General features: G+C 41.6%; 16 protein-coding genes. 8 read left to right on the top strand and 8 right to left on the bottom strand.

Annotated features, from left to right (window positions below):
* Positions 1-229: 229 nt before the first annotated feature.
* The 3 genes from M2273_RS16820 to M2273_RS16810 all read right to left on the bottom strand — a co-directional run bounded on the left by M2273_RS16820 (position 230) and on the right by M2273_RS16810 (position 6642).
* A complete protein-coding gene (locus M2273_RS16820) occupies positions 230-2107 on the bottom strand; it encodes a RagB/SusD family nutrient uptake outer membrane protein (RefSeq protein WP_429398876.1) in 1878 nt (625 codons plus the stop codon).
* Positions 2108-2124: 17 nt separating this feature from the next.
* Positions 2125-5319 carry a SusC/RagA family TonB-linked outer membrane protein gene (locus M2273_RS16815; protein WP_429398874.1) on the bottom strand — a complete coding sequence of 1065 codons (3195 nt, stop codon included), beginning with the start codon at positions 5317-5319 and terminating at the stop codon, positions 2125-2127.
* Between the two features lie 810 nt (positions 5320-6129).
* Positions 6130-6642, bottom strand: a complete 513-nt coding sequence (locus M2273_RS16810) for a DUF2062 domain-containing protein (RefSeq protein WP_429398872.1) — start codon at positions 6640-6642, stop codon at positions 6130-6132.
* A gap of 487 nt (positions 6643-7129) precedes the next feature.
* On the opposite strand from M2273_RS16810, the gene M2273_RS16805 reads away from it, so the two are divergent.
* Positions 7130-7384, top strand: a complete 255-nt coding sequence (locus tag M2273_RS16805) for a hypothetical protein (protein WP_429398870.1) — start codon at positions 7130-7132, stop codon at positions 7382-7384.
* A gap of 74 nt (positions 7385-7458) precedes the next feature.
* Here M2273_RS16805 and recO read toward each other — a convergent pair whose 3' ends face one another.
* Both recO and M2273_RS16795 read right to left on the bottom strand, forming a co-directional pair.
* Positions 7459-8184 (bottom strand): DNA repair protein RecO, encoded by a 726-nt coding sequence (gene recO, locus M2273_RS16800; RefSeq protein ID WP_429398868.1) that lies wholly within the window; start codon positions 8182-8184, stop codon positions 7459-7461.
* Positions 8174-8542 (bottom strand): diacylglycerol kinase, encoded by a 369-nt coding sequence (locus M2273_RS16795; protein WP_429398866.1) that lies wholly within the window; start codon positions 8540-8542, stop codon positions 8174-8176. The genes recO and M2273_RS16795 overlap by 11 nt, the downstream gene beginning before the upstream one ends.
* A gap of 161 nt (positions 8543-8703) precedes the next feature.
* On the opposite strand from M2273_RS16795, the gene M2273_RS16790 reads away from it, so the two are divergent.
* Positions 8704-11034: an efflux RND transporter permease subunit gene (locus tag M2273_RS16790; protein ID WP_429398864.1), complete on the top strand. Its 2331-nt coding sequence runs from the start codon at positions 8704-8706 to the stop codon at positions 11032-11034.
* A 100-nt stretch (positions 11035-11134) separates the two neighbouring features.
* On the top strand, positions 11135-11911 hold the full coding sequence (locus M2273_RS16785) for an SDR family oxidoreductase (RefSeq protein ID WP_429398862.1): 777 nt from the start codon (positions 11135-11137) through the stop codon (positions 11909-11911).
* A gap of 5 nt (positions 11912-11916) precedes the next feature.
* Here the strand turns inward: M2273_RS16785 and M2273_RS16780 are convergent, their stop codons facing one another.
* On the bottom strand, positions 11917-12120 hold the full coding sequence (locus M2273_RS16780; protein WP_429398860.1) for a hypothetical protein: 204 nt from the start codon (positions 12118-12120) through the stop codon (positions 11917-11919).
* Positions 12121-12203: 83 nt separating this feature from the next.
* Between M2273_RS16780 and ileS the strand changes: the two genes are divergently transcribed.
* From ileS to M2273_RS16765, 3 genes are read left to right on the top strand one after another with little or no spacing between them, the layout of a single operon-like run.
* Positions 12204-15596, top strand: a complete 3393-nt coding sequence (ileS, locus tag M2273_RS16775; protein ID WP_429398858.1) for an isoleucine--tRNA ligase — start codon at positions 12204-12206, stop codon at positions 15594-15596.
* Positions 15597-15980, top strand: a complete 384-nt coding sequence (locus M2273_RS16770) for a TraR/DksA family transcriptional regulator (RefSeq protein WP_429398856.1) — start codon at positions 15597-15599, stop codon at positions 15978-15980.
* Positions 15981-16586, top strand: coding sequence for a lipoprotein signal peptidase (locus M2273_RS16765; protein WP_429398854.1), 606 nt, complete (start codon positions 15981-15983; stop codon positions 16584-16586).
* 205 nt (positions 16587-16791) lie between these two features.
* On the opposite strand, the gene M2273_RS16760 is transcribed toward M2273_RS16765, so the two are convergent.
* Positions 16792-18441 (bottom strand): S8 family serine peptidase, encoded by a 1650-nt coding sequence (locus tag M2273_RS16760; RefSeq protein WP_429398852.1) that lies wholly within the window; start codon positions 18439-18441, stop codon positions 16792-16794.
* Between the two features lie 26 nt (positions 18442-18467).
* On the bottom strand, positions 18468-20009 hold the full coding sequence (amaB, locus tag M2273_RS16755) for an L-piperidine-6-carboxylate dehydrogenase (RefSeq protein ID WP_429398850.1): 1542 nt from the start codon (positions 20007-20009) through the stop codon (positions 18468-18470).
* Between the two features lie 240 nt (positions 20010-20249).
* Between amaB and M2273_RS16750 the strand changes: the two genes are divergently transcribed.
* Both M2273_RS16750 and M2273_RS16745 read left to right on the top strand, forming a co-directional pair.
* Positions 20250-21653 (top strand): tetratricopeptide repeat protein, encoded by a 1404-nt coding sequence (locus M2273_RS16750; protein WP_429398848.1) that lies wholly within the window; start codon positions 20250-20252, stop codon positions 21651-21653.
* A gap of 292 nt (positions 21654-21945) precedes the next feature.
* Entirely contained in the window at positions 21946-22707 is a 762-nt protein-coding gene (locus M2273_RS16745) for a phosphosulfolactate synthase (protein WP_429398846.1), read from the top strand.
* Positions 22708-22788 lie beyond the last annotated feature (81 nt).

Below are 22788 nucleotides of genomic sequence, written 5' to 3'. Positions count from 1 at the left end.
ACTTGATATGAAAAGGTACATATGAGCTTATAGCCGGGATGTTTATTAACACGGTAGTGTTAATAACTGTTATGCTGCTTTGTAATTGTATGTTAATCAATAATTTATTTGGCTGTTGGTAACATTTTAAAATGTTTATTATTTGGGTTTAATAAACAATGAATGCAAACCTTACCGGTTTAAATAATGCGGATAAAACCATTATGGCTTTATCCGCATTATAGGTAAACTATGGAATTTTATCCAATGCCGGAACGTTACTTCCTGAGCCTGAGTATCCCTTATTTTGATTGATATGCCCGTTAATATTTAACTGAATATCGCTATTGGGTATAGGCCATAAAACATGATATGGCGATATGGTAAAAGTGTTTCCTGAATTGGTAATTACCCCTTTATTATAAAAATCATTCTTTTCAATAATGCGATCATAAAAGAAGTTGGATTCAGAAAAATTATTCTGGTTGTATGTTTTGCCGCTGTTTGATGCTTTACCGGTTAAAGCAAAAATATAGGCCATACGGGTGAGCTCGGTTTTACGGGGCTCTTCCCAATAAAGCTCCCTGGCCCGCTCGTCAAGTACGGTGCCTATATTAACCTTACTGGGATCGGTTAACGGGGCTGCCTGCGCCCGTGCCCTAACTACATTCAGATCGGCCATTGCATTCACCAGATCGCCTTTCCATACATATGCTTCGGCTCTTAACAGATATGTTTCGGCTAAGCGGAACACATACCAGTCAGTATTGGTACCACGTGGCGGACTCCAATACTTATCAGTAGCTAAATTAGTTGAACTTATAAATACCTTATAATGAGGCCAGCCAAACCAGCAGCGTATGGTATCCCGGGGACCATTTATAAATCTTGTAGCTACGTTGTCTTTTGTCCATTGTTCCAGGTGCTTGCCATACCAGTCGGGATCTGCGTTTGAACCTGATTTTAAAGCCGGGTTGTTATAAACCAGGTCGGTCATGTTTATCCAGTTTCCGGGAGCATGTCTTAAATCGGTATTGTCTGTCCAGATGTATTGTGTGCTATATGGTGTTCCCCTGTACCTGCCTATTCCCCTGCCGTAATAAAGTGTAAGCGGAATTTCGGCCGTTACCGCGTCAACTATTCCTGCTTTGTTTTTACCTGGCGTAAGTATCGTATTAGCCTGAGAATAAAATGGCGTACAATTACGCATGAGTTGTGAACCATTGGCTGTGTTACCTTCCAGGTTATCCCTGTCAATTACCAGGTATAAAGCCTCGGTATTAGCAGCAATGGCTTTATTATCCGGGCGGTGCAAATCCCAGATAACATTCTTGCTTGCGTCGGCGCCGGTGCTTCCAAAACGGCCAGTCATTAAATGATATGGGCCACTGTTTATTACAGAACTTGCAGCTGCAATGGCATCATCAAACTTACCCAAAGCCAAATCAACTTTGGTAAGTAAGTGGTTAACGGCTCCCTTGGTAACATCACCTTTATTGCCGCCATCGGTTACCCATTGCTGTGCAAACTCCAAATCAGTTTTCATTTGCTGAAGTATTACCTCCCGTTTTACCGTGGCATAAGCAACATTAGGAACCGTTTCTTCTTTAATTGGACAGGGTACATCGCCAAACTCATGAACCAGGCGGTAATAGCAATAGGCCCTATGGAAATATGCGGTGCCTAAAATCAAATTTCGCTGTGCATCAGATGTATATTTAACATTATCAATGCGCGATATGATAGTATTGGCATAACGCACTCCCTGGTACCATTGTCGCCAATACCAGCCAATTTTGTTATAATCATCACTGTTCAAATTAGCAGTAGGGGTGATACGCACATTCAGATCCTGGGCTGGCGTTGTTTTATCTGTAGTACCCTCAACGGCAACATCGGAAAAAATAGACTCAGTAAGCATCGGTGCCGAGTCGCCAAAAAACTCTGCTCTTAAATTCTTGCTCAGATAATTAAGCGCCGCCTGCATAGCAGGTACAGAGTTATAGGTAAGATCCGGAGTAAAGTCAGAAAGATCTTTAGGTTTTAAAAAGTCCTTTTTACAGCTTCCTGTAATCAACAATGCTGTTAAAGTAATCATTGCTGCTATTTTTTTATTTATCTTTTTCATGATCATCAGTTCAATTTTTAAAATACTACGTTTACGCCTACTGATATATACCTTGGAGTTGGTCCGTCATTTTCAGGATCCCAATAATCCCAGCTGGGGGCATATACCGAGGCATTGGTTACGTTAGCATATAATTTTGCACTTTGTATTTTTAAAGGTGTAAGCCAGGTTTTAGGGAAATTATAGCCTATTGAAACTGTATTAAGCCGTATAAACGAAGCTTTTCGCCATACATTGATAGTGGTACCACTTGAGCCTGAATTTAAGCGGGCATAATCATTTATGGGATTAGCCGGTGTCCAGTATGGCTGTACATATGAGGATGTTCTTGAAATACTTACACCACCCTGATTATTTATAGACTGATTATATTGTCTGAGCTGGCCCCAGTTTGAAAGCAGCAAAAAGGAAAAATCAAAGTTTTTATAGATATTGAAATCATTGCGTAAGGTCCAGGTAAATCTTGGCGACTTTGAACCTAAAAACTGTTTATCATCATCAGTGTATTTATATTGATTAGGGCCGCTGTTTACCAGCTTTTGCAGCTTAAAATCGCCAGGTACAGCACCGTATAGGGCAGCCTGGTCCTTTTCATTGGTTTGCCAAACCCCTAATATCTTATAATCCCATACAGCGTTAATATCTTTTCCTATAAACCAGCCATTGGCCTTATCACTGTTTTCAACACGACTTGTGGTTCCGTCGGCGTTAATAACATTAGCTAAACCATATAAATGTTTGATGGTATTGCGGTTTAAAAAAAAGTTGAGTGTACTGCTCCAGATAAAATTACTTGATGCTATGTTTTTACTGGTAAGGTTAAATTCAAACCCTTTATTGTTTACTTCGCCTATATTTGATATAACACCCCTGTTGCCGGCGTTATTAGGATCTGAGAAGCCCGCCACATCTGGCAATGCTCTTTGGACAAGCAGGTTGGTTGTTTTTTTATTATAAACATCTATTGAACCATTTAAGCGGTTGTTAAAGATCGTGAAATCAATACCAGCGTTTAATGAAGTGGTTCGTTCCCACTTTAATTCAAGGCTTGCCATCCTGCTGATGTAAAGGGCGGCGTTTGCAGTGGCTGTACCCCCAGGCGTTACCGTTGGATATTTCTCATTCGTGATTACGGCCAGCGCCCTGTTAGGGTCAACTGTACCGGTAGCGTCTCTTATATCACGGTTACCGTTAACACCGTATGATAAACGTAGCTTTCCATAGTTTAGCCACTTATTTGATTTCATAAATTCCTCATCGGTAAATATCCAGCCTGCTGCCACTGAGGGAAAGTTGTCGCTCGGATGCCTTTGTCCGAAGAGCGAATAACCATCCCGCCGGATGGAAGCAGTAAGCAAATAACGCTGCATTAAGGTGTAGCCTATACGACCCAGGTATGCATTTGCAGTGGAGTAACGGTCATCGCTGCTTGCTGTTGGTTTATTACCTGCACTAAGGTTATGAAAACTCAGGTCGTCATCAGGACTAAAACCTTCATTGGTTTCCCTGGTGAGCCATGATTGATATTTTTCTGTATTAACCAATAAGGTAACATCAATATTATGAATATTATTAAAGGTTTGGTTCCATTTGAGTAAGTTATCTACCTGGTAGTTATACCTGTTTTCCATTGACCTTTGAGCCTGACCGCCTGGTACAGTCACATTGGGGTTATGTGATGAACTGTGATAAAAATTGCGGTAGGAGTCAAAACTGGGTGTAAAATTTGTTTGAAAAGTAATATTCAATGGCAATGTTACCCTGGCATACAAATTTGCAAACAGTGTATTTTGCACATTCATACTTTCATCGTAATAATTATTTAAAAAGGGGTTCCTGGCGTTTAGCCCGGCATCGTCGGTTGGTATCCTTCTTAATGAACCATCAGGGTTATAAAAATCGCCATAAGGAGAGTTATTGGTGATCTGGGTCCAGTCAGCTTCGGTGGTATGGGTCCGGTCAACCGTATTATCAGTAACATTACTAATAGTTGGAAGGCCGCTCTCATCTCTTACTGCATACTGTGCATTAATACCAACGGTTAAAAACTTAGTGGCCTGTCCTTCCAGGTTTAACCGGGCGCGTATATTGCTATATTTACCCCCGGCAATAAGGTTTTGATTATTGGTATAGTTTAATGACATGTAATAACTAACATCTTCCCTTTTGCCCGACATGCTGACCGTATGATCCTGTCTAAAACCATTACGAAAAACCTTATCAAACCAATCAACTGTTTTGCCGGCTGTGTAATTAGCTCTTTCATTTGCTACCAAACCAAGTCTGCTTAACCATTGATCAACCGGGTCGCCGGTGGCTTTTGTTAAATCCATCCATTGCTGCAATGTAACACCGGCAGGTAAATTTCTGGGGTCAGTATATTGATAACCAGGGTTGTTGACGTTGATGCTTCTCATTACATCTGCACGCCAGTCTAAAAACCCTTGAGGGCCATATACTTTTTGCTCTTTTTCTAATTGTGCTATACCAAAATTGGAATTAAGTGTAATAACCGGCGGGCCGTTTTTGCCCTTTTTTGTAGTGATGGCAACCACACCGGCTGCTGATCTTGAACCATATACGGCAAGCGCACTTGCATCCTTCAGTACATCAATTGATGCTATGTCATTAGGGTTGATATCAGCAAGCTGACCAGGATAAATAACCCCATCCAATACTATTAATGGCGATGTATTACCGGTTAGCGTGGTTTTTCCGCGCACCAGCAGATCGCCGCCGCCCTTTGCCGATGTATTCATGCTTACGGAAAGCCCGGGGATATTGCCTTTAAGCACATCGCCAATACTGTTGGGGTTTTCGTTTTCAAGCTGTGTAGCCTTTACGCTGGATACCGCGCCGGTAACGTCCTTTTTTTGCCGCGTTCCGTAACCAACCACAACTACCTCGTTTAGCTGTTTGTTATCTTCGGCCAGGTTAACATTAATAGTTGTGCGATCATTTACAGGTTGCTCCTGCGTTGTATAGCCAATTATACTGAATACCAGTGTGCCGTTTGATGGTGCGTTAAGGGTATAATTACCCTTTAAATCGGCCGCGACGCCCTTGGTGCCGCCTTTTAACCTGACAGTTGCGCCAGGTATTGGCAATCCTTTATCGTCCTTAATAGTACCCTTTACAGATATATCCTGGGCGAGGGCAAGCGTACAGCTTGCCAGTAAAAATAAAATAAGGAGAGTAATTTGTTTTCTCATAATTTTAATACTTAATTGGTTGGTTTGTAGGTTGTTTTGATTCAGTAAAGCAATTACCTGATTCATTTTGCTACGCAAACAGCTAAACAGATCCTGCATGCAGGACCTGTTTAGCTTACCATAAAATTTAATTGATGCAATACAGGGAATTTAAAACCCGGAGTTATAGGTTAGGTATCTTAATTATTACAGATAATATCCTGCGTAAAAGCCGTTTATACGACAAATTGTGAAAGTTTTTTCTTCATATTTGTATTGCTTATTTAAATTTCCGTTTGAATTAGGCAAAAGAGTCCCCTGCAACATTTAATGTTGTTGTTTGGCTTAACGGGACAATACAGATTTCGGTAGTGCTGAACCCACTACCGATTCTTTTTTTTGGTGAGCCTTGATTTATTTTTTCATGATCTAAGGTTAATGGTTTATCAATATGCTACTATTTACCCTGTCATGCAATATGCAGCATAACAGTATTCATGTCTGCAGGACAATGAAAATTCACGGAATATAGAAAGCAATATTTACAATTAATAATTAAGTCGTTTTTAATTAAAGCGCTTATTTATTTACAATTGGTTAAAATTTTGTTATTGTACTTATCAAAAATATTCCGAGTGAACAGTTTTTCATAGGCTTTACCTGTTTTTATTTACGATAACGTTTTCGTTGATAACGCGTAAGTTGCTTGATAGGGTAAATCCTTTTAACTTATTGGTAAATGGTTTTACAATGACGTCCCTTTAAATAATGGATGGAACTTTGATGATGCGATGGGGGAATAAATGTTTGTAGTATCAGCTGTTTGACAACTTAAGTTGTAGTAATAACAACTTCCTTTTTAAATATTTTAAGTAATGCAAAGGTTAATAAGCCCGCCGTTATCCCGGCAACTATGGCAAGGGATATGCTGCCATATAAGTATTGCTCCATGTGAAGGCTAATTGATTTTATAGTCATGTTAGCGGTAAAAGGAATATCTGTATTTTTGTTTCCCACCCAGTAACCACCTGCTTTATAGCTCAGAAAAATTACTACAGGTATCATAGGTGCAAAGCTGATATGTGCTGCTAAAATAACCAGGGCTTTATTTAACCTGAATAACATAGCCAGCGAAAAGGCCACTAAGAGCTGAAATCCCCAAATTGGAACTATGCCCATAAATACCCCAAAACCAATTGATGATGCTTTGAGCCGGGCAGAATGATGAGGGTTAAACAGATGATCTTTTATAAATTGTCTGCTTTTCTCTTTGCTAAACAGGGTAGTGAAAAAATTGACCACATAACCCCACAACACATTAAACTTTGCTTTTACCTTTTCCAAATTATATAATAGCTATACCACGCGAATCTACTTATATAAGCATTAAGTAATTCTTAACTTTTTAATAAATAACCACTTATGCTACAGCGATGACAAAAGTAAATATCTTTGATGGATTAAAAACAATAAAACTCCTGTAAGCATGGAGCGGATGCCACCCCACCAGGCATGTTATAATGTGTATTTGTTAAATAGATATCGTCTTAAATAACCTGTTTATTAGCTATAGTGCACATTATAAGCAAAATGCATGTTAAATTTTTATTAAAAAATTAGTCTACTAACTCTATAGTGCATATATTTGTAACAATTGTTATTATCGATCTAACCAATTAGTTCTTTATGGTAAATAATGAGGTCAGTCAACTAAAAAAAAGAGAGAGCCCTGGCTTTCTCTTTTTTTGTTTTAAATGGGTTTTATAATTTTATTTACCGATAAATTAAACATCATGCAACTTAGTGTGTTAACACCAATAAACACTGTATCATGATCGATCCAAAAGACACCTCACCTGCAGCTAAAGATGGTAAATACGAATTTCACATCAATTATTCGGGCCGGGAGCTGGCCTGTCGGGTAGAAAAAGAACAAAACAAATTACATGTTTTTATAGATAGTAATATTAAAGCTGAACTGGCGATTCAGCCTGATGGTAGTATCGTTCAAACTGGAGGCAGTGATTTGCCAGATTCCAGTATTGAGTTTATAAAAAAACATGTTTTAGAACATTCTGAACAGTAATTCAGGATACCGGTATCTCGATCAGATTCAGATGGGACACAGTAATTTTATTGCGATGCCGGTTATTCATCTCACTAAGCAAGCACCTCTTCCAGCACATCTGCCGAGCGTATATTGCCAAAGCCCTCGATATGCAGGGCGTAATATTCCAATAGTTTTTGTATCAGATACCGGCGTTCGTCATTACTAAACTTTAATTGCTGCATATTTTCAAAACTCCAATGCAGCAGCAGGCTAAAGTTTTGTGTATGCGGCGGCGACAGGTATAAAACACTGTCGGGTTTGTATTTGCTGAATGTGCCGTTCTTCATGTCAAAGTAATCGGCGTTGCCGGCCAAAAATCTATCGGGGTAAAAGCCCAGGTACCGTGTAAGCTGTACTAAAAATAACAGGTGGAAATTGGCCACATTGTCCGTTTGATGATCAAGCCACTCTATGGCGCTAAATACAAAATCAAACAAATTTTCATCGGCCGACTGCTGCTTTATGGCTTTATATAATACTTCGTTCAAAAACATAGCCAGGCAGCTTTTTATTACATCATAAGGAATAGTTTGCAGTACCGGCGAATTTTTAAGTTCGGCTATTCGCTGTACGCTGCCTGTATTTTTATGATAAACCACCAGGTCAAGCAGGTGGAGGGGTTGCAGCATATTGCGGCCAATTTTGGCTTTTGGCTTTTTAGCACCATTGATTATGTATGATTGCAGACCAAATTTTTCAGTAAAGATCTGTACAATAACACTGCTTTCGCCATAGTCGGTTGCCTTAAATACAATGCCCCTGGTTTTATGCAGCATGTGGTAACAGTAAAAGAAGTTTCGGTATAAATATGATGAGGCCTGTAATAAAGGCAAACGCGGCAGCAACTACCACAGCTCCGGCGCTTACGTCCTTAACGTGCCCGGCTTTAATATTATAAGTAGGCGAAACCAGGTCGGTTAATGTTTCAATAGCCGTATTTAAAAGCTCTGTTACCAGCACCAAAGTAATGCTCAGCATGATCCATTGCCATTCATCAACAGAAATTTGCAGTGCAAAGCCCAAACCTATAACAACAATACTGGCCACCAGGTGTATCCTGAAATTGAGCTGGGAAGCTGTTGCATATTGTAAGCCTTTAAAGGCAAAGCCAAAACTGCGTATCAGTCTTTTCATGTACAAAAATACATTGTTATTGGTACTTATTAACTTAATTATTTACCCTCTGGTGGCTATAAAAAAGTGCTGGCGGTTATGGCATTGTCACAAAGTCAATATCTTCAACCGTCACATAGATCAAAATTCGTAGTTTAGCACCGCCCTTAATATCACAAATAATGTTCTGGAAACATACTGCTTCTTTTATCCTTAAAAACAGGCTTATCGTATTTGTCTGCGTTATAGCACTGAGCGCTTTTATGGGATTTGAGGCATCAAAAGTAAAGATAACCTTTAATGGCGGCAAGGTGCTCCCGGTTACCGATTCGGCCTATATACGTTACAACCAATTCAAAAAAACCTTTGGCCAGGATGCGTCATCCATGGTGATTGGTATTAAATCTGATAAAATTTTTGATAAGGATGTATTTAACGATTGGTATCAGATAGGCACCCAGTTAAAGCAGGTAAAAGGCATTAAAGCAGTAGTTTCTGTAGCTAATGTTTACAACCTGCAAAAAGACACCACGCACCATCGCTTTTTAATTAAACCGTTGGTTAACGGAGTATTGCCAAGCACGCAGGCTGTTGATAGTATAAAGCAACAGCTTTTAAATCTGCCATTTTATAAAGGCCTTGTATTGAGCGATGATGGCAAATCAACTTTAATGGCCATTACTTTTGATGATAAAATTATCAATACACCTTATCGTGTACCCATCATTAAAAAGATAAATCAGCTTGGCCAGCAGTTTGAACAAAAACATGGCATAAAGGTACATTACTCTGGCCTGCCGCTTATACGTACTGTTGTTGGCGATCTGGTTGCGCACGAGTTCTCGATGTTTTTAGGTCTGTCGATATTGATCACAGCATTGATATTATCAATTTTTTTCAGGTCGGTTTTTCCAGTTATTTTCCCGGTGCTTATTGTGGTGCTTGGGGTAGTGTGGAGCCTGGGGACACTGGTGTTAATGCATTATGAAATGACCATCCTTACGGGTATCATCCCGCCGCTGGTGGTGGTTATTGGTATCCCAAACACTATTTTCATCCTGAATAAGTATTACCACGAGTTTGAAATATCGGGCAATAAAATGGATGCCCTGACAATTGCCCTTGAAAAAGCCGGGATAACCACTTTTATAGCCAACATTACTACCGCTATTGGTTTCGGCGTACTCTGCTTTACCAATAGCGAATTATTGACCCAGTTTGGCCTGGTAGCCTCGCTGAGCATACTGGCTACATTTGCACTGAGCCTTATACTGGTACCCATTGTTTTTAGCTATTTGCCAAGCCCCAAAGCAAAAACGGGCATTAAGGATAGTAAATTAATGAAAACCCTCCTGATTAAATTGGATACCCTGGTGCACCATAAACGTAAAGGTATTTACATTGTAACGCTAATACTGATCGTTATTTCGGTTATTGGAATATTCAGGATCAACATTAATGGCTATGTGGTTGATGACCTGCCCCAGCATAACAATACACTCAGCGATCTTCGGTTCTTTGAATCGAACTTTAACGGGGTGCTGCCTTTGGAGGTAAGTATTGACACCAAGCGTAAAAACGGTGTCATGAACCTGGGTACCATTCGCAAGGTTGAAAAACTGGAAAAGCTTATTTCATCCTATCCTGAGTTTAGCAGGTCAATATCTTTGATACAGGTATTGAAATTTTCGACCCAGGCATTTTATGGGGGCAACCCTGAATACTATCGTTTACCCGATGGTTTGGAGCAAAATTTTATCCTCAACTATGCAGGTAACTCCGGTAAAAGCTCCGGTACATTAAACAGTTACCTGGATAGTACCCGCCAGGTAACCCGGGTAACGTTCGAAATGATTGATGCCGGGTCTAAAAAAATGAATGCCGTGCTGGCCGAACTGCAGCCACGTATCGATTCTATTTTCGATCCTAAAAAATTCCATGTGGAGCTTACTGGTTCCAGCATTATATTTATAAAGGGTACCAATTACCTGCTAACCAATCTGTACGAAAGTTTGGCCTGGGCCATTTTATTAATTGCCGGGGTAATGTGGATCCTGTTCAGAGGGGTAAAAATGATTGCCGTTTCGCTATTGCCCAACCTGGTGCCGCTTATCATTACGGCCGGTATCATGGGCTTTTTTGGTATCCCGTTAAAACCATCAACTATATTGATCTTTAGTATAGCGATGGGTATCTCGTCAGATCAAACCATTTATTTTATAACGCGTTATCGTCATGAACTGCGGCACAGCAAAAAAACCATATCGCACATCGTATCAGATACCATCCGAGAAACCGGGGTGAGCATGATATTTATTGCAACGGTATTGTTTTTTGGCTTCGGTATATTCGCGGTATCAAAATTTGGCGGTACGGTGGCTTTGGGTGTTTTGCTATCTATTACCCTGCTGGTAGCCATGATCAGCAACCTGACCCTGCTGCCTGCATTTTTACTAAGCCTGGAGCGTGGTATCGATCGCCAAAAAATTAAAGGACCAGATATTGAGGAATAACCTCACCCCAGCCCTCTCCAAAGGAGAGGGAGTTGGAAACAATAATTTTAAATATGTTAATTAAAGTCCTCTCCTTAGGAGAGGATTTAGGAGAGGTTTTATGGATCTTAAACTCAATAATAAAGTAGCTGTAATATTGGCAGCCAGCAAAGGATTAGGGAACGCTATAGCCACAGCACTTTCTGCCGAAGGTGCAAGAGTGATCATTGGTTCGCGCGATGAAACGGAGCTTGCCAAAACAGCAACCGAGATAAAACAACTTACCGGTAACGTGGTGATCGATATACCGGTTGATGTATCAAAAGCCGATGAGATAGATGCATTTATTAAAAAAGCGGCTGCAGCATTTGGGCAGATAGACATTTTATTGAACAATGCCGGCGGTCCGCCGTTTGATAAGTTCGAGAACTTTGATGATGAACAATGGCAAAAAGCATTTGAGCTAAACCTGCTCAGCTTTGCGCGTTTGAGCAGGCTGGTGTTGCCGCACATGCAAAAAACAGGCAGCGGGCGTATCATCAATATCATCAGCGGCTCGGTAAAGGCGGTGCTGGGCAATTCGGTATTGTCAACCAGTATGCGCATGGGCGTGGTGGGCATGGCCAAATTAATGGCCGACGAATTTGGACCTTATAACATCACCGTAAATAACGTAGCCCCGGGCCTGGTCCTTACCGACAGGATCAAACATACACTACCTCAGGATATTGACCCCGAACAGGCTTTAAAAGAAAAAACAAAAGGTATACCGCTTGGCCGCATAGGCAAACCCGAAGAACTGGCCGCCCTGGTTGCCTTTTTAGCATCGGAACAGGCAGCCTATATTAGCGGAACCACCATACAGGTTGATGGGGGAGCTAACAGGAGTATTTATTAGCTTAGCTAAGCTCCCCGTTTACTTTCCCGCAAATAATCAATGATCAGGGTAATTATGCTGATGATACCGGCAAGCGTTAAGCCCAACGCGCCGCCCTGTACCAGGTCTTTAAATTTTGAATTATGTAACGCGGGGATCACCATTGATGCCGAAAATAGTATCACGGCAATTAATAGCATTAATATAGTACGCTTTACTTTATTTTTCACTCGTCTAAATTAAAAAAATCATTTATAAATTCCGTATTTTTGCAACCTCTTAAAAAAGAGGTGATAAAAGGTAGAATATATAGATGTACAAAGAATATAAGCAGTTAAACTTATCGCAAACAGGCAAAGAGATACTGGATTTTTGGCAGCAGAACAGCATTTTTGAAAAAAGTATCAGCAGTCGCCCGGCAAATAACCCCTACACGTTTTACGAAGGGCCGCCGAGTGCTAATGGTATGCCAGGTATTCACCACGTAATGGCACGGTCAATAAAAGACATTTTTTGCCGTTACAAAACATTAAAAGGCTTTCAGGTTAAGCGTAAAGGCGGTTGGGATACCCACGGTTTGCCTATTGAGCTGGCTGTTGAAAAAGCTTTGGGAATAACCAAGGACGATATCGGCAAAAAGATCAGCGTTAAAGATTACAATGATGCCTGCCGCAAGGAGGTTATGCGTTATACCGACGTATGGAACGACCTGACCGAAAAGATGGGCTACTGGGTCGACCTTAACGATCCGTATATCACCTACAAAAACGAATACATTGAAAGCCTTTGGTGGATACTGAAGGAGTTTTATAAGAACGACCTTTTATACAAAGGTTACACCGTACAGCCATACTCGCCAAAATCAGGTACAGGCTTAAGCTCGCATGAGCTTAACCAGCCGGGTACTTACAAAATGGTGAAGGACACTTCGATAGTGGCCCAGTTTCATTTAAAGAATGACCAGCAGCACCCCTTAATACCGGTTTTATTTGAGGATACAAACGAAGATACTACCATATTGGCATGGACGACCACTCCGTGGACATTACCGGCAAATTGCGCACTGGCTATTGGCGAAAATGTTGACTACGTAAAGCTGCGTACTTTCAACCCTTATACTTATGAGCCGGTTAGCGTGGTGCTTGCAAAAGCATTGGTTGGCAAATATTTTAAAGCCGAGGGCGAAAATGCGTCGTTCCAGGACTATAAAGGTGGCGATAAGGTTATCCCCTGGGAAGTAAGGGCTGAGTTTAAAGGTGTTGAAATGATCGGCTTACGCTATCACCAGTTGATGCCTTATGTAACTAACGAGGACCTGGAGAAAAATGCTTTCCGCGTGATCCCGGCCGATTTTGTTACTACCGAGGATGGTACCGGTATAGTACATACCGCATCTGTTTTTGGTGCCGATGACTTTAGGGCCTGTAAAGAGAATAACGTACCATCGGTAATGGTGAAGGACGAATTTGGCAAGGATGTTCCCCTGGTTGATAAACAGGGCCGTTTTGTTGATGAAGTGACCGACTTTGCCGGTTTTTATGTTAAAGATGAATATTACAGCGACGAAGAACGTGCAGTACCCGGTTTTAAAGGTACCGATGTGCTTATCTCTATCAAATTAAAAACAGAGAATAAAGCATTCGACGTTAAAAAATATGAGCACAGCTACCCACACTCCTGGCGCTCAGACGAACCGATATTATATTACCCGCTCGATAGCTGGTTTATCCGTACCACAGCGGTAAAGGATAAAATGGTGAAGCTGAATAAAACCATTAACTGGAAACCGGAATCAACCGGAACTGGTCGTTTTGGTAACTGGCTGGAGAACCTGGTTGACTGGAACCTGTCGCGTTCACGTTACTGGGGAACACCGCTACCTATCTGGCGTGAAGAGAATGGTTCGGAAGAAAAATGCATAGGCTCCATTGCCGAATTGGAGCAGGAAATAGCCAAAGCAATTAAAGCCGGCTTTATGCCCGAAGGCTTTAAGTTGGAAGACATGCACCGCCCTTATGTTGATGATGTTATTTTAACTTCATCAGCCGGTAACAAAATGTTCCGTGAGCCCGATCTGATCGATGTTTGGTTTGATTCAGGTGCTATGCCTTATGCGCAATGGCATTTCCCTTTCGAAAACAAGGAGTTGTTTGCTACAGCCTACCCGGCCGATTTTATTGCCGAAGGTGTTGACCAAACCCGTGGCTGGTTTTTTACCCTGCACGCAATAGCGGTAATGCTGAGTGAATGCAGTGATGAAGTAAAAGCGGTAAATGCCCAGGTTGGTAACAAGGGAGTTGCTTTTAAAAACGTGGTCTCAAATGGTTTGGTGTTGGATAAAAACGGCAACAAAATGTCTAAACGTTTAGGCAATGCTGTTGATCCTTTCGCAACCATTGAACAATATGGTGCAGATGCTGCCCGCTGGTACATGATCAGCAATGCATCGCCATGGGACAACCTTAAATTTAATGAGGAAGGCATAGATGAGGTTCGCCGTAAGTTTTTTGGTACCCTGTACAACTCTTACTCGTTCTTTGTGCTGTATGCCAATATTGATAAGTTTAAATATAGCGAGCCAGAGATAGCGTTAGCGCAACGCCCGGAGATTGACCGCTGGATTATATCATTATTAAACACCCTGAGCCGCGAGGTTGATGGTTTTTATGCCGATTATGAGCCTACCAAAGCTGCCCGTGCCATACAGGAATTTGTTGACGCACACTTTAGCAACTGGTATATCCGCTTAAGCCGCCGCCGCTTCTGGAGGTCTGATAAATTGGATGATAAATTGTCTGCTTACCAAACGCTATATACTTGTTTGGTTACTATAGCCAAATTAATGTCGCCTATAGCGCCATTCTTTGCTGATCGTTTATATAAAGACCTGAACAAGGTAACCGGTAAAGAGGAATTTGAATCAGTTCACTTAGCATACTTCCCAACCTATCATGATGAACTGGTTGATGCCGACCTGGAAGAGCGCATGCAGTTGGCACAGGATGTATCATCGCTGGTGCTATCGTTACGTAAAAAAATTGAAATTCCGGTACGCCGGCCGCTTGGTAAAATATTGTTACCTATTTTAGATAAAGGGTTTAAGCTGCATGTGGAGCAGGTAAAAGAATTAATATTATCTGAAACAAATATTAAGGATATTGAGTACATTACCGATACGGCTGGTTTCATTAAAAAGAAGATAAAACCAAACTTTAAGGCCCTGGGACAAAAAGTTGGTAAGGACATGAAGGCTGTAGCAGAGGCTATAAATAATTTTACACAGGACGACATTGCTAAACTGGAAACTGAAGGGGCCGTTAACGTACTTGATAATAAGTACTTAATACAAGCTTCGGATGTCGAAATTATAGCAGAAGATGTTCCCGGGTGGCAAGTTGCAAATTTAGGAAAACTAACTGTAGCTTTAGATGTTACCATAACCAACGAATTGAGGGAGGAGGGTATAGCGCGCGAGTTGATAAACCGCATCCAGAATCTGCGTAAGGCGAAAGGATTTGAAGTTACAGACAGGATAAATGTGCGCATTAGCGATCATCCTTATATTAGAGAAGCGGTAAAAAATAATTTATCTTATATTTGCGCCGAAATTTTAGCTGACAGTATAGTGCTTGATGCTCAGTTAAATGAGGGTGATAAAGTAGAGATTGATGGAAATGAAATATTTATTGTTATTAGTAAAGTATAAATGAAAGTAGAAAACGAAAAAACCAGATATTCTGAATCAGATCTGCAGGAGTTTAAGGCTCTTATTCTTGATAAACTGCGTATTGCCAAAGAAGAGTTAAACTCCCTGGCAACTTCGTTAAGTTCGCCTAACGCTAACGGAACCGATGATACTGCCGGTACTTATAAAACCCTTGAAGATGGGTCTGCAACACTGGAAAAAGAACAAATAAACCAGTTAGCTGCCCGTCAGAAAAAATTTATTGACCAGTTGGAAGCTGCCCTGGTACGTATTGAAAACAAAACCTATGGTATTTGCCGCGAAACTGGCAAACTAATACCAAAAGAGCGCTTACGTGCCGTGCCGCATACCACCCTTACTATGGAAGCTAAATTAAAGCAATAAATGAAGGCCGCTTACACCAAACCTTTTCTAACTGCTATATTTATTATTCTTATTGACCAGATCATAAAGACCTGGGTAAGGGCACATATGTTTATGGGCGAAGAGATTCGCTTTTTGGGCAGCCGCGGTATGTTGCACTATACCGAAAACAATGGAATGGCCTTTGGCATGGAATGGGGCGGTGATGCCGGTAAACTGGCTTTAACGCTTTTCCGCATTTTTGCGGTATGTGGTATTGTTTACTGCCTTATTTACCTGATAAAGCATAAATACCACCGCGGCCTCATCATGAACGTAGCGCTTATTTTGGCCGGTGCGGTGGGCAATATTATTGATTCAACCTTTTATGGTGTGATGTATAATTATGCCCCGCTTTTTCACGGGCGTGTAGTTGATATGTTTTACTTCCCGCTGTTTAGAGGCACTTATCCTTCATGGTTCCCGATATGGGGCAATGAGCCTTTCGAGTTTTTCAGGCCGGTATTTAACCTTGCCGACTCGGCGATATGCGTAGGGGTAATTATGATACTGATTTTTCAGAAGCATTACTTCAAACATGAAGTTCCTGAAGTAAACAGCCCCAACAGTGAGATGGTTGAAGAGTAAGCTAATTTAAGATGCATTTAAAATATGAAAAGCCGCTTATCGCGGCTTTTTTGTGTTGTATTGTTTTCCTTTCTCTCCCGTTGCCTGTGTCTTCACAGGCAACCTGTTTGTGAGGACACAAACAGAGGGGGAAATAAAAAGAGCCGCAATTAGCGGCTCTTTTTATTTAAACTTTAAAACACGTCATGCAATGACGAGCTATTTTTTATGGCAATGGAACCCGCTCACCCTTCATTTTTGATGCTATCTGCAAAGCTTTATAGGCATTTACAATGCCGCCGGTTTTGCTTAAGCTGGCAAAATCAACCTTGATGGTTTTGCTGCCGGGTTTAAGTACCATGGTGCCTGTTAAAGGCGTGGCCGATTGAAGGATAACCTGCTTAAGTTGTTTGGAGCTAAGGGTTGGATAATACTCCAGTACCAAAGCCGCGATGCCGGCTGTAATAGGCGATGAAAAGCTGGTGCCATCTTCTGTCATGAACTCGGCATCGGTATCAACGGTGGTTACTTTAACGCCGGGGGCAAATACATCAACATTGGTTTTGCCGTAGTTGCTAAAATCGCCGGCAAGATGTTCGCCTAATTTGGGGCCCGATGCGCCAACGTTAACCACATTGTCAGCATCGGTTGAGCCATCTAAAAATGTATCGTTCGGAAAATCGGGATTTACATCCATATCTTCACTGTCATTTCCTGAGGCCTGCACCAGCAGCACATCTTTTGACGCCGCGTATTTAAAGGCCTCGTCAAGCCATTCCTTATGAGGCGATATTTTTTTGCCAAAGCTCATGTTAACTATCTGCGCGCCATTGTCAACAGCATAATGTATGGCATTGGCAATATCCTTATCATATTCGTCGCCGTTAGGTACAGCTTTTATGGCCATGATCCTTACATTATCGGCAACACCATTAATGCCATAACCATTGTTACGTACCGCGCCAATAAGCCCGGCCACGCCTGTTCCGTGCGATGCATCAGCAAACTTAAGCAGGTTGTTACCGTATGGTTTGTGATCCATGCTATCAACGTTATCCCCAACTATACGTTTGCGGGCTTCCAGATCAGGCGACAGATCATTATTCAATTTGGCCAGGTATTCGCTCAGGTCCTTTATAATAGCGGCATTGTTCTGGTTGCCACCCTCCTGCGAAAATATAGAATCCCATACGTATTTACTTTGAGTAAGGGTATCATTGGTCATTTTAAGTTTTACCAGATCGGCCTGTTTAAAAGTTCCGTTAGCCGGTAAGTTAAGTCCTCTTTTAATATAACCACTGGTTACCATGAGCGCATTCATGATGGGTTGCAGCTGTTCAGTTTCGGTACGGGCCTTGTTGGTCGTAGTATCGTAAATGGTTTTTACACGCTTCCAATAGGCATATTGCTTTTTATCTACGGAGTTGGTATCGGTAATAGCTTCGTATTTGCCTTTGAGCTTATTATATTCCCTCACTTCTTCGGTGGTTTCATTAAAATCGGCTTTGCCATTTGGGCCACCCAAAAAATTCCATCCGTGTACGTCATCAATATAACCGTTATGGTCGTCATCAATGCCGTTACCCGGAATTTCTTTGGTGTTTACCCACAAAATGCTTTTCAGGTCCTGCTGTAAGGTGTCGATACCGCTATCAATAGTGGCCACTACAACGGGTTTGCTTTTTTTGCCCTGTAAAAAAAGATAGGCTGGTTTTAAGCTGATGCCAAAGAACCCGTTTTCTTTCAGGTCCATCAGCTGCCAGCCTTTGGGTGGTTCGGGTTCTGGTTTTGGAAGTATTTGTGCCGAAGCGGGTAGGCTTAAGGTTAATGAAACTAATAGAGCGGCGCCGGTAATGTACTTAGGGAAATTAAACATGTATAAAAGTTAGTAATAAAAAAATTTTAGAGGTCGAACTTGATCCCCTGCGCTAATGGCAACGTTTTTGAATAATTAATAGTATTAGTTTGACGCCTCATGTACACTTTCCATGCATCAGATCCTGACTCGCGACCGCCGCCGGTTTCTTTTTCGCCACCAAACGCGCCGCCAATTTCTGCACCCGATGTACCTATGTTTACATTGGCAATTCCACAATCAGAACCAGCGTAAGATAAAAATTGTTCTGCCTCACGCAAATTATTAGTCATGATAGCCGATGACAAACCCTGTGGAACACCATTTTGCAGCTCAATAGCCTCATTAAGCGTGCTGTATTTTATCAGATAAAGTATAGGTGCGAAGGTTTCGTGCTGTACAATTTTAAAATGGTTTTCCACTTCAGCAATACAGGGTTTTACGTAACATCCCGATAAATAGTTTTCGCCCTCGAGTTTACCGCCCTCAACAACAAATTTACCGCCCTCGGCTTTGCATTTTTCAATAGAATCCAAATACAGACTCACCGCATCATGATCAATCAGTGGCCCCATGTGATTATGCTCATCAAGCGGGTTGCCAATACGGATCTGTCCGTAGGCATTCACCAGCTTTTGCTTAAATGCTTCGTAAACACTTTCATGGATGATGAGCCTGCGGGTGCTGGTACAACGCTGCCCGGCAGTGCCTACCGCACCAAACACAGCGCCAATGAGCGACATATCCAGATCGGCATTTTCAGTAATGATAATAGCATTGTTGCCGCCCAGCTCCAGCAAACTTTTGCCCAGGCGGGCACCTACTGCCGCGCTAACGGCTTTCCCCATACGGGTTGATCCGGTAGCCGATATTAATGGTACACGGGTATCAGCAGCCATCATCTCACCGATGTTGCGGTCGCCAATGATCAGGTTTGATACGCCTTCGTCAATATTGTTCCTTTTAAATACCTCCTGCGCTATGTGCTGACAGGCAATGGCGGTTAAAGGTGTTTTTTCTGACGGTTTCCAGATACAAACATCACCGCAAACCCAGGCTAATAAAGCATTCCAGCTCCAAACGGCCACCGGAAAGTTAAATGCCGAAATAATACCCACAATACCTAAAGGATGGTATTGCTCATACATGCGGTGCTCGGGCCTTTCGGAGTGCATGGTTAAACCATAAAGCTGGCGGCTAATACCAACTGCAAAATCAGCAATATCTATCATTTCCTGTACTTCGCCAAGGCCTTCCTGCAGGCTTTTACCCATCTCGTAGGATACCAGGGTACCCAGATCATGCTTATTGACGCGCAGGGCCTCGCCTATCTGGCGTACAATTTCGCCCCGTTTTGGGGCGGGAGTGGTACGCCAGGTTTTAAAAGCTTTGGCAGCCTGTTCAACAACCTGGTTATAATCGCTTTCGGCAGCAAATTTTACCGATGCTATTTTTTGCCCGTCAACCGGGGATATGATATCTTTTACAGTAGCGCCGGCACTGCTGCCCCAGGTACTGCCCGTACTAAAAGCATCATTTATATCGTTTATATGTAAACGTTTTAGAATATCTGAAATATCGAGGGTCATAATTGTTACTTTTGTCAAAGGTAAAAATCTTAAGGCAATTTTTTGTTCGCTCACCCTTGGCCTAATAATTGATTGTTAATTAATTATCAATGCTTTGCAAACCAACAGTGTTAAAAATGTGTGAATGTTGAAAACTAAATTGCCGTATGGACACTTACTTGTTGTATTTTGAACTCAATAAGTCTTTACAAGGCAATAACAATTGTTAACCTAAAGCGGATGTTCTGCAAACAAAATTGAATGGAAGAAGAATTTGAATTTGGTTTTACCGAAGATCCAAAGTTTTCGGTAGAACGGTACGAGGAGATGATTCGTAATCACGACCAGTACTTTTTTGATGCCCAGGCGTTTGAGAACATTATCGACTATTACATCGAAAAAAATGATCCGGCCAAAGCACTGCAAGTAGCAGAGTACGCGCGTAACCAGCACCCTTTTGCAGCGGTTTTTTTAATTAAACAAGCCCAGTTACTGGTAGTAACCAACAAAGTAACCGAGGCTTTTGCGGCTTTAGATAAAGCGGCCATGCTCGAAGCTTCTGACGCTGATATTTATATTATTCGCGGCAATTTGTACGAGAGCATGGAGCGTTTTGGCGAAGCCCTGGAAAACTATGAAAAAGCGTTGGGCCTTGCCGAAGAAACCGACGAGATCCTGCTGCATATTGCCTACGTTTATCAAAACATGGGCGATTATGATACCGCGATAACTTACCTTAAGCTATGCCTTAAGCAAAACATGGAAAATCAGGATGCTCTTTACGAACTGGCTTTTTGCTACGACGTAATGGACAACCAGCAGGAAAGCGTGCAGTTTTATCAGCAATATATTGATAATGAGCCTTACAGTTATGCCGCATGGTATAACTTAGGCAACGCCTATACCAAGCTGAGCCTGTTTGAAAAAGCCATTGACGCTTATGATTACGCCATACTGATCAAAGACAGCTTTGCATCAGCCTATTTTAACAAAGGTAATGCCCTGGTTAACCTGGAAAAATACGCCGAAGCTATTGAGGTGTACCGTCATACCTTTGAGTATGAACAGCCTAATGCCGATACGTATTGTGCCATTGGCGAATGCTATGAAAAGCTGGAGCAAATGGACGATGCGCGTGCCTTTTACAAAAAATCGGTTAAAATGGATCCTAAACTGGCCGATGCCTGGTTTGGGATTGGTGTTACACTTGATTTTGAGGAACGCTATTTTGAGGCCCTGCACTTTTATAAAAAAGCGCTTGACCTGGATATTGCCAATGCCGACTACTGGTTTGCCATTGCCGATGCCGAGTATAAGCTGGGCCATATGACCGAAGCTGAGCAGGCCTATGAAAAAGTGGTTGAGCTAAATCCGCTGGATATTGACGCCTGGTTGGACTATTCGTCTATACTATATGAACAGGACAGGTTGGTTGGCGCTATTGAAATAATTTCGGAAGCCATAAAAAACAACCCTGAAGCGGCCGAGCTATATTACAGGATGGTAGCCTATTTATTTGCCAAAGGCGAATATAACGAAGCCCTGAACCACCTGGAAATGGCACTTACCAGTGACCCCGAAAAGCATTATATACTTTTTGATTACCTGCCGCAACTACAAAAGAATAAGGTGATTGTGGATATTATTAACAGGTATACGAAGTAGATTTGCAGATCCCGGATATGCAGATGTGCAGATTTAAAATGTGCAGATGATGATTGATATTTTAATTGATCATTATCTGCATTTTTTTATGCTTTAGATTTGAAATTTGCATATCGGCACATTTGAAGTTTGCAAATCTCTGATCTGTACATCTTTTATCCGGATGGCTGAGTTTACAAAAACTTCATCATTTACACATCTGCATATCTGAAATTAGCATAGTTGATTTCAGTTTTTTTTCCGACATTTGTGTCGTTAGAACTTTTAGTTATAGGCTATAACCAACTACTGTATGAATTATACCATCAATGATCTACCCGAACGTACAAGCAAACCCCGTGATAAAGGCATTACTATGGTGATGGATAAAGGGTTAAGTTTAAGGCAGGTTGAAGATTTTATTGAGGTTGGAGGGGCATATACAGATATCGTTAAGTTGGGTTGGGCAACATCATACGTTACATCAAACCTAAGCGAAAAAATAAAGCTGTACCAACAGGCGGGTATTCCCGTATATTTTGGGGGTACATTGTTTGAGGCCTTTATTGTAAGGCAACAATTTGATGACTACTGTCGTATACTGGATAAATACAAACTGGAGCACTGTGAAGTATCTGATGGGTCGATCACTATTGAGCACGAGGTTAAATGTGAATACATTAGCAAGTTGGCCAAACAGGTAACGGTAATATCAGAGGTAGGCTCAAAAGACGTTCAAAAGATATTTGCCCCTTACAAATGGATCAAGCTGATGAACGCCGAAATTGAGGCCGGCTCCTGGAAGGTAATAGCCGAGGCCCGCGAAAGCGGTAACGTGGGTATATACCGCGACTCGGGCGAGGTAAGACAGGGCCTGGTTGATGAAATATTGACCCAGATACCCGAAGGAACCATTATTTGGGAGGCTCCGCAAAAGGCACAGCAGGTTTGGTTTATTAAACTGATTGGTGCCAACGTAAGCCTGGGCAATATTGCCCCGGCAGATATTATCCCACTCGAAACATTGCGCCTGGGTATCAGGAGCGATACTTTTGACCATTTTTTAAATTTGTAACTTTTGACTGATCTTACTATAAAGTTAACGGAGCCTTCGGATTAATTTCTGAGGGCTTTTTTATTCTGCACACATTTTATA

Source organism: Mucilaginibacter lappiensis (assembly GCF_050433765.1).
In the GTDB taxonomy this organism is placed as follows: domain Bacteria; phylum Bacteroidota; class Bacteroidia; order Sphingobacteriales; family Sphingobacteriaceae; genus Mucilaginibacter; species Mucilaginibacter lappiensis_A.
Note: the sequence above shows the minus strand (reverse complement) of the source record. Positions and strands in the feature narration are given on the sequence as shown.